The 12,947-nt window shown below is 71.0% G+C and carries 13 protein-coding genes and 1 riboswitch; of the genes, 11 read left to right on the top strand and 2 right to left on the bottom strand.

What is annotated here, in order from left to right; translation table 11 throughout:
• Positions 1-85: 85 nt before the first annotated feature.
• The 3 genes from AB0E90_RS51095 (at position 86) to AB0E90_RS51105 (ending at position 2,194) form a co-directional block, all read left to right on the top strand.
• Complete coding sequence (locus AB0E90_RS51095; RefSeq protein WP_360421053.1) at positions 86-871, top strand: SAM-dependent methyltransferase; 786 nt, start codon at positions 86-88, stop codon at positions 869-871.
• Positions 872-934: 63 nt separating this feature from the next.
• On the top strand, positions 935-1,639 hold the full coding sequence (locus AB0E90_RS51100) for a Pr6Pr family membrane protein (protein WP_360421055.1): 705 nt from the start codon (positions 935-937) through the stop codon (positions 1,637-1,639).
• A gap of 63 nt (positions 1,640-1,702) precedes the next feature.
• A complete protein-coding gene (locus AB0E90_RS51105; RefSeq protein WP_360421057.1) occupies positions 1,703-2,194 on the top strand; it encodes a hypothetical protein in 492 nt (163 codons plus the stop codon).
• Positions 2,195-2,216: 22 nt separating this feature from the next.
• Here the strand turns inward: AB0E90_RS51105 and AB0E90_RS51110 are convergent, their stop codons facing one another.
• Together AB0E90_RS51110 and AB0E90_RS51115 are read right to left on the bottom strand one after the other, a co-directional pair.
• Positions 2,217-2,783, bottom strand: coding sequence for a C40 family peptidase (locus AB0E90_RS51110; protein ID WP_360421059.1), 567 nt, complete (start codon positions 2,781-2,783; stop codon positions 2,217-2,219).
• A gap of 5 nt (positions 2,784-2,788) precedes the next feature.
• Positions 2,789-2,941, bottom strand: a riboswitch (cyclic di-AMP (ydaO/yuaA leader).
• Between the two features lie 129 nt (positions 2,942-3,070).
• Positions 3,071-4,141: an XdhC/CoxI family protein gene (locus AB0E90_RS51115; protein WP_360421061.1), complete on the bottom strand. Its 1,071-nt coding sequence runs from the start codon at positions 4,139-4,141 to the stop codon at positions 3,071-3,073.
• A 127-nt stretch (positions 4,142-4,268) separates the two neighbouring features.
• Here AB0E90_RS51115 and AB0E90_RS51120 point away from each other — a divergent pair, with 127 nt between their 5' ends.
• From AB0E90_RS51120 to AB0E90_RS51155, 8 genes are read left to right on the top strand one after another with little or no spacing between them, the layout of a single operon-like run.
• The gene (locus tag AB0E90_RS51120) at positions 4,269-5,135 is read left to right on the top strand and encodes a xanthine dehydrogenase family protein subunit M (protein ID WP_360421076.1); all 867 of its coding nucleotides are present in this window, start codon (positions 4,269-4,271) and stop codon (positions 5,133-5,135) included.
• A 4-nt stretch (positions 5,136-5,139) separates the two neighbouring features.
• Positions 5,140-5,610 carry a (2Fe-2S)-binding protein gene (locus AB0E90_RS51125; RefSeq protein WP_360421063.1) on the top strand — a complete coding sequence of 157 codons (471 nt, stop codon included), beginning with the start codon at positions 5,140-5,142 and terminating at the stop codon, positions 5,608-5,610.
• Positions 5,607-8,000 carry an aerobic carbon-monoxide dehydrogenase large subunit gene (locus tag AB0E90_RS51130; protein ID WP_360421065.1) on the top strand — a complete coding sequence of 798 codons (2,394 nt, stop codon included), beginning with the start codon at positions 5,607-5,609 and terminating at the stop codon, positions 7,998-8,000. The genes AB0E90_RS51125 and AB0E90_RS51130 overlap by 4 nt, the downstream gene beginning before the upstream one ends.
• The gene (locus tag AB0E90_RS51135) at positions 8,000-8,872 is read left to right on the top strand and encodes an XdhC family protein (protein WP_360421066.1); all 873 of its coding nucleotides are present in this window, start codon (positions 8,000-8,002) and stop codon (positions 8,870-8,872) included. Before AB0E90_RS51130 ends, AB0E90_RS51135 begins: the two co-directional genes overlap by 1 nt.
• A complete protein-coding gene (locus tag AB0E90_RS51140; protein WP_360421068.1) occupies positions 8,869-9,441 on the top strand; it encodes a nucleotidyltransferase family protein in 573 nt (190 codons plus the stop codon). Before AB0E90_RS51135 ends, AB0E90_RS51140 begins: the two co-directional genes overlap by 4 nt.
• A complete protein-coding gene (locus AB0E90_RS51145) occupies positions 9,438-10,298 on the top strand; it encodes a MoxR family ATPase (protein ID WP_360421070.1) in 861 nt (286 codons plus the stop codon). Before AB0E90_RS51140 ends, AB0E90_RS51145 begins: the two co-directional genes overlap by 4 nt.
• Positions 10,295-11,407 (top strand): SRPBCC domain-containing protein, encoded by a 1,113-nt coding sequence (locus tag AB0E90_RS51150; RefSeq protein ID WP_360421072.1) that lies wholly within the window; start codon positions 10,295-10,297, stop codon positions 11,405-11,407. The genes AB0E90_RS51145 and AB0E90_RS51150 overlap by 4 nt, the downstream gene beginning before the upstream one ends.
• Positions 11,394-12,593 carry a VWA domain-containing protein gene (locus AB0E90_RS51155; RefSeq protein ID WP_360421074.1) on the top strand — a complete coding sequence of 400 codons (1,200 nt, stop codon included), beginning with the start codon at positions 11,394-11,396 and terminating at the stop codon, positions 12,591-12,593. Before AB0E90_RS51150 ends, AB0E90_RS51155 begins: the two co-directional genes overlap by 14 nt.
• The last annotated feature ends 354 nt before the right edge of the window (positions 12,594-12,947 follow it).

Consider the following 12,947-nt stretch of genomic DNA (forward strand, 5'->3'; position numbering starts at 1 on the left):
TCCAGCCGTTGCCAGTCCTCATCAGTCAAATCACCAGCCACGACGAGACAACGATCGATCATCGCAACCAGTGATGATCCGTCAGATGCGCCCTAAGCTCTCCACGATGGACGCGAAGATCGACACCACGCAGGCGCATCCGGCCCGGCGCTACAACTACTGGCTCGGCGGCTCGCACTATTTCGAGGCCGACCGGGTTTCGGGGGATGCGATCGAGGCGGCCATGCCGACGATCCGGCTGATGGCCGTGGAAAATCGGCGGTTCCTCGGCCGGGCGGCGGAGTTCGTCGCCGCGCAGGGGGTGCGGCAGTTCCTCGACATCGGCACCGGGCTTCCGGCGCCGGGCGGTGTCGGCGACGTGGTCCGGGCCGTCGCGTCGTCGGCGACGATTGTGTTTGTCGACAACGACCCGCTCGTGACGGCGCAGGCCGCCGCCCTGCCGGGCTCCTACTTCGAGGCCGACATCCGGTCGCCGCGGGAGATCCTCGATCATCCGGCGCTGGCAGTTCTGGACCTGGCCGAGCCGGTGGGGTTGATGCTGGCGGCGGTCCTGCACTTCGTGCGCGACGACGAAGATCCGGCCGGCATCGTGCGCACCTTCCTCGACGCGCTGGCGCCCGGAAGCTACGTCGTCGCCAGCCATGCGACCTGGGAATACGTTTCGCCGGCCGCAATCGGGCAGCTGCAGGCGCAGAACCCGGGCGGGCGGTTCGCGCCGCGCGACGGCGACGTCTTCGCGGCCTGGTTCGACGGCCATTCGCCGGTGCCGCCGGGCCTGGTCTCGGTCGCGCACTGGCACGCCGAGGGGGAGCCGCAGCCGCGACCGGCGGTGGAGGACGTGGGCTGCAACGGGTTGGTCGCCCGGGTGTAGTGATCTTCTGAGCTTCGCCGGGCATACTCGTTACCCGTTGGTAAGCCCGGCGGAAGGATCATCATGCGGGTCTACGTGCGGCCGCAGTTCTGGTGGCGTGCGGCCATCGTGGCCTGCGGGGTGGCCGGGTTGCTCATGGGCGAGCAGCGGATCGTCTATTACACGTGCCAGAGCAACCTCATCACGCTCGGGTTCTTCGCCGGCACGCTCTACTGGATGATCAAGCGGCGGACGGTGGCGGCCCCGGCGCCCCGGCTGCGCGGCGCGGTCACGCTGTGGATCATGATCACCTGCCTGATCTCGCACTTCCTGCTCACCCACGGCAAGAACCCGTTGCCCGGCCTGGCCGCCGCCGACCCGGCGACCGCGACGCTCAACCGGTCGCTGTTCCTGCTGCACTACGTGGTGCCGCTGATGGTCCTGGCGGACTGGGTGTTCTTCGGCCCGCACCGCCTGGTCCGCCGGCGGGACATTCCGTTGTGGATCCTCTACCCGCTCGGCTACGGCCTGGCGATCGAGTTCCGGGCGGCGCTGGTGCCCACGGCGCCGATCCAGTACCCGTACTTCTTCCTCGACCCCACCGACCGGGGGTACGACTGGGTGGCCGGCCAGTTCGTCGAGCTCGCGGTGATCTTCGCGGTGCTGGGCGCGGCCGTGGTGGGCCTCGACCGGCTGGCGTCGCTCGGCCGTCGACGCGGCGAGGGGCCGCCCGCACAGCCGGTGGGGGCCGACCCGGTCGAGGCAGATCGCGAGCCGGCCGACCGCTGAGCGGGGTTGGTCGCATTCGGTACCTTGACGGTCACATTCGGTGGCGACGTTGAGGATGTGCCCGTGAAGGTCTCCGACTGGATCCAGTTCGCCTCACTGCTCGGCCTCGTGCTGGCGCTCTTCTTCAACTACCTGCAGTCCCGGCACATCTCGCGGCAGACCGAGCATCAGGCGGCCACCACCAAACAGGCGACCCTGCAGGGACTCCTGGCGTTCCAGAACGGGATGGCCGAGGCGATCTTCCACGATCCGGAGCTCGCCGCCTGGCACCTCGGGGCGAAAGGGATCGTCGTCTCGTCGGATCTCGAGGCCCGGAAGATCGCCTTCATCTTTCTCCGGCTGAACGCGCACGAGGGTTTCTTCCTCAGCCACCGACGCGGCGAACTGGACGAGCAGTTCTGGATCGGCTGGAAACAGACCATCGCGGCGGATTTCACGGTCGAGGAGTACCGCCGGACCTGGACCGTTGCGCGGAACTACTACGCGCCGGCGTTCGCGCGCTTCATCGAGGAATTGGTCCGGCCGGACCTGAAGGCGGCGCCCGCCGAGGCGTGAACGGCCCCGGCGGGCGTGGCACTCAGCCGGCTATCCGGCCGAAGTGGACTTCCCGCCAGGACCAGATGCGGGCCAGGCGGACGTGGTCGCCGGTCTTTGGTGCGTGCCAGACCTGGCCGGCGCCGGCGTAGACCCCCACGTGGTAGGCGTGCCCGCCCTGGACCCAGAACACCAGGTCGCCGGGGCGGGCCGCGGCCCGGCTGATCGGTTGGGCGGCGTGGAACTGGGCGTTTGCGGTGCGGGGAAGGGTCACCCGCACGCTGCGGTAGGCGTAGGTGGTCAGGCCGGAACAGTCGAACGCCCGCGGCCCCACGGCGCCGTGCCGATAGGGCCTGCCTTGCTGGGCTCGAGCCGCGGCCACCACTCGCTCGCCACGCAGGACCACGGGGTCGACGACAGCCGCGTGGGTGGCGGCAGCCGCGTGGTTGGCGGGGGCCGCGTGGGTGGCGGGGGCCGCGTGGGCTGGCGGGGCCGTCAGCAGCAGCGCCGCGGAGGACAGGAAAGCGGCGGCCAGGAAAACGGACAGGAAGCGGGAAAGCGATCGGCGGAGCGGATTGCCGGGCAGGGTGGGACGGACGGCAGAGAACACGAGGTTCCTTGTCCTTCAATCGCCTGCGAGGTTAGCTGTCGGATTAGGCCTGAAGGCGGCCCGTCGCGTAAGCGACTTCACCCCGAGCCGGCATCGCCGGCGACCTGGGTCCCCCGTTCCCGCCCACTGAAGCTTCCGATCGGAGACAGGTCATGCACCGCGCCCGGTGGGCGGGACTCGGCGTCCGGAGGCGGTGTGGCGGCCTCCCGTCGTCGGGTGGCGGCACCGGACACGATCGGCGGGGGGTCGGCCGATGGGCATGACAAGTGGGGTTTGTTACCCGATCGCTACCCGTGAATTGGGGCATCGAGCCCGGTCAGGGGCAGACCGGACCCGCCCCAGGCCCTCGCTATGATCTCCGCCGCAATCGCTACCGCGGTCTCCTCCGGGGTTCTGGCGCCCAGGTCCAGGCCGATCGGAGCGGACAGGCGGGACAACTGGAGCTCGGACACCCCGGCCTCGCGCAGGCGGCGCATCCGGTCGGTGTGGGTGCGCCGGCTGCCCATCACGCCGATGTAGCGCGCGGGCGTGCGCAACGCGACCTCCAGGAGCGGGATGTCGAACTTCGGGTCATGGGTGAGGACGCAGAGGACGGTCCTCTCGTCGACCGTGGTGGATTCCAGATATTGGTGCGGCCACCGGACAATCAGGTCGTCGGCCGACGGAAAGCGCTTGCGGGTGGCGAAGACGGGACGGGCGTCGCAGACCGTGACGTGGTAGCCGAGGAAGCCGCCGATCCGGGCCACCGCGCCGGCGAAGTCGATGGCGCCGAAGACGATCATGCGGGGCGGTGCGAGGAAGGTCTGCACGAAGACCTCGGTCTCCTCCTGGCGCTGCTCACCGTGGTGGCCGAGGCGGACGGTGCCGGTCGTGCCGGCGGCGAGCATGCCGGCCGCCTGCTGTTCGGCCGCGTGGTCCAGACCCTGGTCGCCGAGCGTGCCGGCGGTGCGGTCGGGCCAGATCACCAGCTGGTTGCCGGCGATCGACGCGGTCGCCACCGGCCGGCCGTCACGGATGGCGGCCAGCACGTCGTCCAGGTCGATCAGGGCCACTTCCGGCTGGATCAGCAGTTCGATGGTGCCGCCGCAGGTGAGGCCGACCTCGAACGCGTCGCCGTCGCTCACCCCGTACGTCAGCTGCTGGGCCTTCTTGCTCTTGATGGTCTCTTCGGCGGCGGCGTAGACGGCGCCCTCGACGCAGCCGCCGGAGACGCTGCCGAGCACCTCGCCGTGCTCGTTGACGGCCATCGCCGCGCCGGGTTGCCGTGGCGCCGAGTTCCACGTGCGCACGACCGTGGCGACCGCGAACCGCACGCCGTCGGCGCGCCACGCGGCCAGGCCGTCCACGATGTCCCGCATGATCTGCACCCTCGCCGGATCATGGCGGCCTCGTCAACGGCTGATCAATAGAACGCTTAGGTAGCTGTTGACTTTGCCTTTTCCGCGGACGAATCTCTGCCGTGATCACGGGAGGTGCAGCGTGCAGGTGCCGGCTCCGTTCGAGTACGAACGTGCGCACAGCGTGGACCAAGCCATCGGACTTCTGGAACGTCTGGGCAGCTCAGCACGGCTCGTCGCGGGTGGGCACAGCCTCCTGCCGATGATGAAGCTACGGCTGGCCAACTTCGAATATCTGATCGACATCAACCCGCTCCACGACGAGTTGGGTTACCTCAAGATCCAGGCTGATGAGGTACGCATCGGAGCCCTCACCCGCCATCGTGAACTGCTCGAGTCGGACGAGCTGGCGGCCGCGTTCCCGATCTTCCGGGATGCGGAGCGGGTGATCGCCGACCCGGTGGTGCGCAATCGTGGCACTCTCGGCGGGTCGCTCTGCCAGGCCGACCCGTCGGAGGATCTGTCCGCGGTGTGCACGACACTCGACGCGGCGTGCGTGATCCGCGGTCCCGGCGGGGCGGAGCGGGTCGTGTCCATGGAGGAGTTCCACGTCGGGCCGTACGAGACGGCGGTCGGCGACGGCGAGATCCTCACCGAGATCCGCATCCCGCGCCGCGCCGGGCACGGCAGCGCCTACGAGAAAGTCGAGCGCCGCGCGGGGGACTGGGCCGTGGTCAGCGCGGGTTCCGCGGTCTGGCTGGCCGACGGCAAGATCTTGGACGCCCGGGTCGGGTTGGCGGCCGTGGGGCCTAATACCACCGGAATTCCCGAAATATCGGACACGATCCGCGGTCAGGTGCCGGGTGAGGACGTCTATGCGGCCGCGGGCGCCATCGCCGCGCGCAGCTGTGACCCGGCCACCGATCAACGCGGCAGCGCCGACTACAAGCGGCATCTCGCCGACGAACTGACCCGGAGGACCCTGCGCAAGGCCGTCGAGCGGGCGAGGAGCTGAATCCATGCAGGTCACGATGATCGTCAACGACGTCGAGGTCACCCGGGAGATCGAGGGGCGCCTGCTGCTCGTGCACTTCCTGCGTGACCACCTAGCGCTGACCGGCACCCACTGGGGCTGCGACACCAGCAACTGCGGCACCTGCGTCGTCTGGATGGACGGTGAGCCGGTCAAGTCGTGCACGGTGCTGGCCGCGATGGCCGACGGCCACGAGGTGCGCACCGTCGAGGGGCTGGCCCGGGACGGGGAACTGGACCCGATCCAGGAGGGTTTCATGCAGTGCCACGGGCTGCAGTGCGGTTTCTGCACGCCGGGCATGTTGATGACCTGCCGGGCCCTGCTCGACAAGAACCCGGACCCCACCGACGGGGAGATCCGCGAAGCCATTTCCGGGCAGATCTGCCGCTGCACCGGCTACGCCACCATTGTCCGCAGTGTGCGGTGGGCCGCGGTGCACGAGGGGGTCAAGCAATGACAACCGTCGAGGAACCGAAGATCACCACCTTCGAGGACAACGATCAAAAGCCGGTTGGGTACGGGCGGATGCTGCGCAAGGAGGACCCGCGGTTCATCCGTGGGCGCGGGCGCTATACCGACGACGTACAGCTGCCGGGGATGTTGCATCTTGCGATTTTGCGGTCGCCTTTCGCGCATGCGCGGATCGTCAGCGTCGACACCAGCGCCGCCGAGGCCTCGCCCGGCGTGAAACTCGTCGTGACCGGCGCGATGCTCGCCGAGAAGGGCCTGGCCTGGATGCCGACCCTCTCCAACGACGTGCAGGCGGTCCTGGCCACCGACAAGGTCCGTTTCCAGGGGCAGGAGGTCGCGTTCGTCGTCGCCGACGATCGGTATGCGGCCCGCGACGCCCTCGAGCTGATCGACGTCGAGTACGACGTGCTCGAGCCGGTCATCGACGTGCGCAAGGCACTGGCGCCGGATGCGCCCCTGATCCGCGACGACCTGACCGACAAGACGAACAACCACTGCTTCGACTGGGAGACCGGGGACGAGGCCGCGACCGAGGCGGTCTTCGCCGCCGCCGACGTCGTGGTGAAAGAGGACATCGTCTACCCGCGTGTGCATCCGGCGCCGATGGAGACGTGCGGCGCGGTCGCCGACTTCGACCCGATCGACGGCAAGCTGCGGCTCTGGTCGACCACCCAGGCGCCGCACGCGCACCGCACCCTCTACGCGATCGTCGCCGGCATTCCCGAGCACAAGATCCAGGTGATCGCGCCCGACATCGGCGGCGGCTTCGGCAACAAGGTCCCGATCTACCCCGGCTACGTCTGCGCGATCGTCGGCTCGCTGCTGTCCGGCAAGCCGGTGAAGTGGATGGAGGATCGGTCGGAAAACCTGATCAGCACCGGTTTCGCCCGCGACTACATCATGCGTGGGGAGATCGCAGCGACGCGCGACGGCAAGATCCTGGCCATCCGTACGAACGTGCTCGCCGACCACGGCGCCTTCAACGGGACGGCCGCACCGGTGAAATACCCGGCCGGCTTCTTCGGGGTGTTCACCGGCAGCTACGACATCCAGGCGGCGTACTGCAAGATGACCGCCGTCTACACCAACAAGGCGCCCGGCGGGGTGGCGTACGCCTGCTCGTTCCGCATCACCGAGGCCGTCTACCTGGTCGAACGCATCGTCGACTGCCTCGCCGACGAGCTCGGCATGGACCCGGCCGAGCTGCGCCTGAAGAACTTCATCCAGCCCGAGCAGTTCCCCTACGAGACCAAGACCGGCTGGGTGTACGACTCGGGGAACTACGAGCCCACGATGCGCCTCGCCATGGAGATGGCCGGGTACGCCGAACTGCGCGCGGAGCAGGCCTCGAAGCGGGCGCGCGGCGAGCTGATGGGCATCGGCATCTCGTTCTTCACCGAGGCGGTCGGGGCCGGCCCGCGCAAGGACATGGACATCCTCGGCCTCGGTATGGCCGACGGCTGCGAGCTGCGGATCCACCCGACCGGCAAGGCCGTCGTGCGGCTGTCCGTGCAGACCCAGGGCCAGGGGCACGAGACGACGTTCGCGCAGATCGTGGCGGAGGAGATCGGTATCCCGCCGGCCGACATCGAGGTCGTGCACGGCGATACCGACCAGACACCGTTCGGCCTCGGCACCTACGGCAGCCGGTCCACCCCGGTCTCCGGCGCCGCGGCCGCGCTGGTCGCCCGGAAGGTGCGCGACAAGGCACAACTGATCGCGTCGGCGATGCTCGAGGTCTCGGTCGCCGACCTGGCCTGGGACAAGGGCCGCTTCCACGTCAAGGGCGACCCGTCGGCCTCGGTGACGATCCAGGACATCGCGATGCGCGCGCACGGCGCCGGCGATCTGCCCGACGGCATGGAGGGCGGCCTGGAAGCGCAGATCTGCTACAACCCGTCGAACCTGACCTACCCGCACGGCGCCTACATCTGCGTCGTCGACATCGACCCCGGCACCGCGCAGGTCAAGGTGCGCCGGTTCATCGCGGTCGACGACTGCGGCACCCGGATCAACCCGATGATCATCGAGGGCCAGGTGCACGGCGGGCTCACCGACGGCGTCGGCATGGCGCTGATGGAGATGATCGCCTTCGACGAGGACGGCAACTGCCTCGGCGCGTCCCTGATGGACTACCTGATCCCGACCTCCCTCGAAGTGCCCGACTGGGAGACCGGCTTCACCGTCACGCCGTCGCCGCACCACCCGATCGGCGCCAAGGGCGTGGGGGAGTCGGCGACCGTCGGCTCGCCCCCGGCCATCGTCAACGCCGTCGTCGACGCCCTCAAGCCGTTCGGGGTGCGCCACGCCGACATGCCGCTCACCCCGTCCCGGGTCTGGGACGCGATGCGCGGCCAGGCCACCCCGCCGATCTGATGGCCACCCTGATCGCCACCCGCGTGCACGAACTGACCCTGGCCAGACGGCCGTTCGTGCACGCCACGGTGGTGCGTGCGCAGCAACCGACGTCCGCGGTGCCCGGCGACGACGCGGTCATCCTCGACGACGGCTCGATCGAGGGCTTCGTCGGCGGGGTCTGCGCCGAGACGTCGGTGCGGGCGGCCGCCCTCGACACCCTGCGCGACGGCAACACCCTGCTGCTCCGGGTGCTGCCGGACGACTCGGCGCCGTTCCCGCCGGCGCCCGGCTCGCTGGTCGTCGTCAACCCCTGCCTCTCCGGCGGCGCCATCGAGATCTTCCTGCGGCCGGTGCTGCCGCGCACCCTGCTGGGCGTGGCCGGCACGGCCACCCCGATCGGCGCGGCGGTGGCTCAGCTCGCTGCCTTCCTCGACCTCGAGACAACCCCACCGATGGAGTACGCCGGAGCCAGCGCCGTCGTCGTCGCGGGTCTGGGCCGCGACGACGAGCAGGCGATCCGCGCCGCCCTGGATGCCGGGGTGCCACTGATCGCCCTGGTGGCGAGCCGGAAGCGCAGCGCCGCCGTGCTCGACTCGCTGGAGCTGACCGAGGCGGAGCGGGCCCGCGTGCGCCCGCACGCCGGCCTGGACATCGGCGCACGCACCCACCACGAGATCGCCCTCTCCGTCCTGGCCGAGATCATCAAGGAGATCCGAACCGGCTCCCTCACCGCTGTTTCGGAGACGGCCGGGGCAACGCGGACGGTGATCGATCCGGTCTGCGGGATGAGCGTCGTGGTCGGGGACGACACGCCGCACGCGGAGGTGGACGGGGTGGAGCACTGGTTCTGCTGTGCCGGGTGCCGGGACAGCTTCGTGGCGGCGCGATGAGCGTGACCGGGCTGGTGCTGGCCGCCGGCGGGTCGCTGCGGCTCGGCGAGGCCAAGCAACTGCTGCCCTACCGGGGGCGGACCCTGCTCGATGCCACGCTCGCGATGGCCCGGGACTGCGGGTTCGACCAGCTGCTGGTCACGCTGGGCGGGGCGGCGGGGCGGGTGCGCTCGTCGGTCGACCTGGCCGGGTTCGAGGTCGTCGACAACCCGGACTTCTCCACCGGATGCGGGTCGTCGATCCGGGCCGGCGTCACCCGCGTCGAATCGGACGCGCTCGTGCTGCTGCTCGGCGATCAGCCCGGGGTCGCGCCCGGCGACGTGCGGCGGCTGACGGCCGCGCCCACGCCGGTGGGGGTCTGCTCCTACGCCGACGGGCTCGGGCATCCGTTCCTGTTCCGGCGCGAGGTCTTCGCCGACCTGGCCACGCTGCACGGTGACAAGGCGGTCTGGAAACTGCTGCACTCCGGTGCCTATCCGGTCACGTCGCTGCCCTGCGCCGGGCCGATTCCGATCGATGTGGACACCCGCGACGACTATGCGCGGCTGCTCGCCGGGGAGCGGTCGTGAACTCTCCGGAAGAGGTCGCGCGGCGGCTCGACGCGGCCGATTATCTCGTCGACGACGGACTCGGTATGGCCATGTTCCTGTCGCTGCGCCTCGGCAAACCACTCCTGCTCGAAGGGGAGCCCGGGGTCGGCAAGACGGCGGCCGGCAAAGCGCTCGCCCGGGCCATGGACACGCCGCTGATCCGGCTCCAGTGCTATGACGGGCTGACCGCCGGTGAAGCCCTTTACGAGTGGAACTACCAGCGGCAACTCCTCGCGATCCGGCTCGCCGAGGCGCGCCACGAACGCCTCGCCGACGACGATCTGTTCACCGCCGAATTCCTCCAGGAACGGCCGATCCTGCGGGCGGTGCGGCACGCCGGGCCCATCCCGCCGGTGCTTCTCATCGACGAGATCGACCGGGCCGACGACGAATTCGAGGCGCTGCTCTTCGAATTCCTCGGGGAGGCCTCGGTCACGGTTCCGGAATTGGGAACCTTCACCGCCGTACGGCCGCCGGTTGTGGTTCTGACCTCGAATCGCAGCCGTGACCTGCACGATGCGCTGCGCCGCCGATGCCTTTACCACTGGATCGAGTTCCCGGCGCCGGAACGGGCGGCGGAAATCGTCCGCCGGGCCGTGCCCGGCGCCACCCACCCGCTGATCGCGAGCGCCACCGCATTCATCGGCCGGGTCCGCCGCCTCGACCTCGACAAGGCGCCCGGGCTCGCCGAAACCATCGACTGGGTGTCCGCGCTGGCCGCGCTCGGCGTCACCGAGCTCGCCCCGGCCGACGCGCTGCGCACCCTCGGCACGATCGCGAAAACCCCCGACGACTGCCTCGTCGTCGCCGGCGCCGTCCATCAGGAGATCGCATGAAGATCACGAACGAGTTCACCGTGCACACCCCGATCGACCGCGCCTGGCAGGTGCTCACCGACCTCGAGGGCATCGCGCCCTGCATGCCGGGCGCGCAGCTGACCGGTGTCGACGGCGATGTCTACCAGGGCAAGGTGAAGGTGAAGGTCGGCCCGGTGATCTCGGACTTCGCCGGAACGGCCCGCTTCACCGAGAAGGACGACGGGGCCTACCGCGCGGTCATCGACGCCAAGGGCCGGGACGCCCGGTCGGCGGGCAATGCTTCGGCCCTGGTCACGGCCGTTCTTTCACCGTCCGGCGAGAGTACGACGGTGAGCGTCGACACCGATCTGAAGATCAGCGGGAAGCTGGCCCAGTTCGGCAGCGGCATGATCAAGGAGGTGTCGGGCAAGCTGCTGGCCCAGTTCGTCACGAACCTGGAGGCGATGCTCGCGACCGACGCCGGCACGCCCGAACCGGCCCCCACCCCGGGCGCGGCTGATTCTCCGGTCCCCGCCGGCACGCCCGAACCGGCCGCCGCCCCGGGCGCGGCTGATGCGCCGGTCCCGGCCGGCTCATCCGCGGCCGGTGCCGTCGGCGGCCTGTCGGCGGCCGCTGCCGTCGGGGGCCTGTCGGCGGCCGCTGCCGTCGGGGGCCTGTCGGCGGCCGCTGCCGTCGGCGGGCCGTCTGAGGCCGGTGCCGTCGGCGGGCCGTCTGAGGCCGGTGCCGTTGGCGGGGCGGTGCCGGTCGCGCCGTCGGCGGCTGCCGTTGCCACGGCCCCGGAGATCGCGACCTCCCCGGCGCCGGTTTCCGCCGTGCCGTCCTCGCCGGCCACGCCCGCGGCGGATGCGCCGGTCTCGGCGACCGCCGCGAGCGCGCTTCCGCACCCGGCCGGTGGCGCCGAGCCGGTGGTGTCGACTGCCGATCCCGAGGCTTCACCGGCCGCCGGATTCCTCGCCGACGCTGCCGATCCGGGCCCCTGGGCGCCCGTTCGTTCCGCGGTTGACGAGCCGGAGCCGCTGGATCTGCTCAGCATCGCCGGTGGGTCGATATACAAGCGGGTGGTTCCGGTGGCGGTGGGTGTGGTCGTGGTCGGCGCGGTGATCGCCTGGCTCGTTGCCCGCCGCTGAGCCCGCCCCGGTGCTGCTGCGCGGCGCCGACCGCGCCTCTTTCGCCGTGGCTTTCGCCAACCGGCTGCGCGGCGCGGGTGTGGCCGCGGGTCTGACCGAGACCGACGACCTGGTGCGGGCGCTCGGCGTGTCGCCGCCGGACTCCCGTGCGGCTCTCTACTGGACGGCCCGGATCGCGCTCGTGCGGCGGCAGTCCGACCTGGCCGCCTTCGACCGGGTCTTCGAGGCGGTGTTCAGCGACGCCGCGCCGTTGCCGCTGAACCGGTCGGCGGCCGCCCGCCGCGACGACGTCCATGTGCCGGTCGACGCCGACGCCGACGCCGACTCCGCGGAGGTCGTGGACGGAGGCGGGCTGCCGTGGGCGACGCTTCCGGCTGCGGTGGCCGAGACCTCGCCGGGGGAGGAGTCGGGGCTGTTCGTGCCGCAGCCACGGCCGAGCGACGTGCAGGCCCTGGCCGCGCGGCCGTTCGAGGATCTGGACGAGCGAGAGACCGCGCTGCTGGGCGAGGTCCTGCGGCGGGAGTTGAGCGGCTGGCCGACCCGGCGGGTCCGCCGCCATGCGCCGCACCGGTCCGGCCGTCGTGTCGCGCTGCGCTCGACGATGGCCCGTGCCCGCCGCACCGCGTGGGAACCGGTGACCGTCGTGCGGGAACGCCCGCAACGCCGCCCGCGCCGCGTGGTGCTGCTCTGCGACGTCAGCGAGTCGATGCGGGCGCAGGCCGCCGCGTACATGCACCTGATGCGGGCCTTCGCGACGGTGACGCCGGCCGAGGTCTTCGCGTTCGCCACGTCGCTGACCCGGCTGACGCCGGCCCTGACGCGCCGGTCGTCACGCGACGCGATCGACCAGGCCACGGCCGCGGTGGCCGACCGGTTCGGCGGCACCCGGATCGCCGCCAGCATCGGCGCGCTGCTGCGTTCGCACCACGGCAACGCCCTGCGCGGCGCCGTCGTGGTGATCGCCTCCGACGGCTGGGACAGCGGCCCACCGGCCGAGCTGGCCGCCGCGATGTCCCGGCTGTCGCGCCGGGCCCACGCGGTGCTGTGGCTGAACCCGCGGGCCGGCGCCCCCGGCTTCACCCCGACGGTGGCGGCGATGGCCGCCGCGCTGCCCTATTGCTCCGGCCTGCTGCCGGCCGCCACGTTCGCGGACCTGTTTGCGGTGGCCCACGCCATGCCGAGCTGACCCCCTCCCCGTCGGGAGCGACCTGCCAGCCGAGCCCGGTGGCGCGGTGGCGCGGTGGCCCGGTCCGCATCGTGGACGTGATCTCCACGAAGTGGGCACCTTTCTCAGATGCTGGAGAGCCGTCTCGGAAGGTGGACAGCAGTTCCATCTGGTGGAGTGGCCATCCGATAAATGCTGATTAATTCGGTCGCGTGATCGCGAGCCTCACAGATCTAGGGAGTTTTCTGCGGGCTGGGCGCAGGAAGTTGCCAAGATCGGCGCGGGGCGCGGGGCGCGGGGCGCGGGGCGCGGGGCGCGGGGCGCGGGGCGCGGGGCGCGGGGCGCGGGGCGCGGGGCGCGGGGCGCGGGGCGGGG

Source organism: Actinoplanes sp. NPDC026619 (assembly GCF_040638295.1).
Classification (GTDB): domain Bacteria; phylum Actinomycetota; class Actinomycetes; order Mycobacteriales; family Micromonosporaceae; genus Actinoplanes.

Excerpts from the sequence above, each read along its gene's own strand:
- AB0E90_RS51115 (WP_360421061.1), bottom strand. The coding sequence starts at position 4,141 with ATGCGGGACATCGTGGACGGCCTGGCCGCGTGGCGCGCCGACGGCGTG.
- AB0E90_RS51135 (WP_360421066.1), top strand. The coding sequence starts at position 8,000 with ATGGCCACCCTGATCGCCACCCGCGTGCACGAACTGACCCTGGCCAGA.
- AB0E90_RS51095 (WP_360421053.1), top strand. The coding sequence starts at position 86 with ATGCGCCCTAAGCTCTCCACGATGGACGCGAAGATCGACACCACGCAG.
- AB0E90_RS51150 (WP_360421072.1), top strand. The coding sequence starts at position 10,295 with ATGAAGATCACGAACGAGTTCACCGTGCACACCCCGATCGACCGCGCC.
- AB0E90_RS51140 (WP_360421068.1), top strand. The coding sequence starts at position 8,869 with ATGAGCGTGACCGGGCTGGTGCTGGCCGCCGGCGGGTCGCTGCGGCTC.
- AB0E90_RS51130 (WP_360421065.1), top strand. The coding sequence starts at position 5,607 with ATGACAACCGTCGAGGAACCGAAGATCACCACCTTCGAGGACAACGAT.
- AB0E90_RS51100 (WP_360421055.1), top strand. The coding sequence starts at position 935 with ATGCGGGTCTACGTGCGGCCGCAGTTCTGGTGGCGTGCGGCCATCGTG.
- AB0E90_RS51125 (WP_360421063.1), top strand. The coding sequence starts at position 5,140 with ATGCAGGTCACGATGATCGTCAACGACGTCGAGGTCACCCGGGAGATC.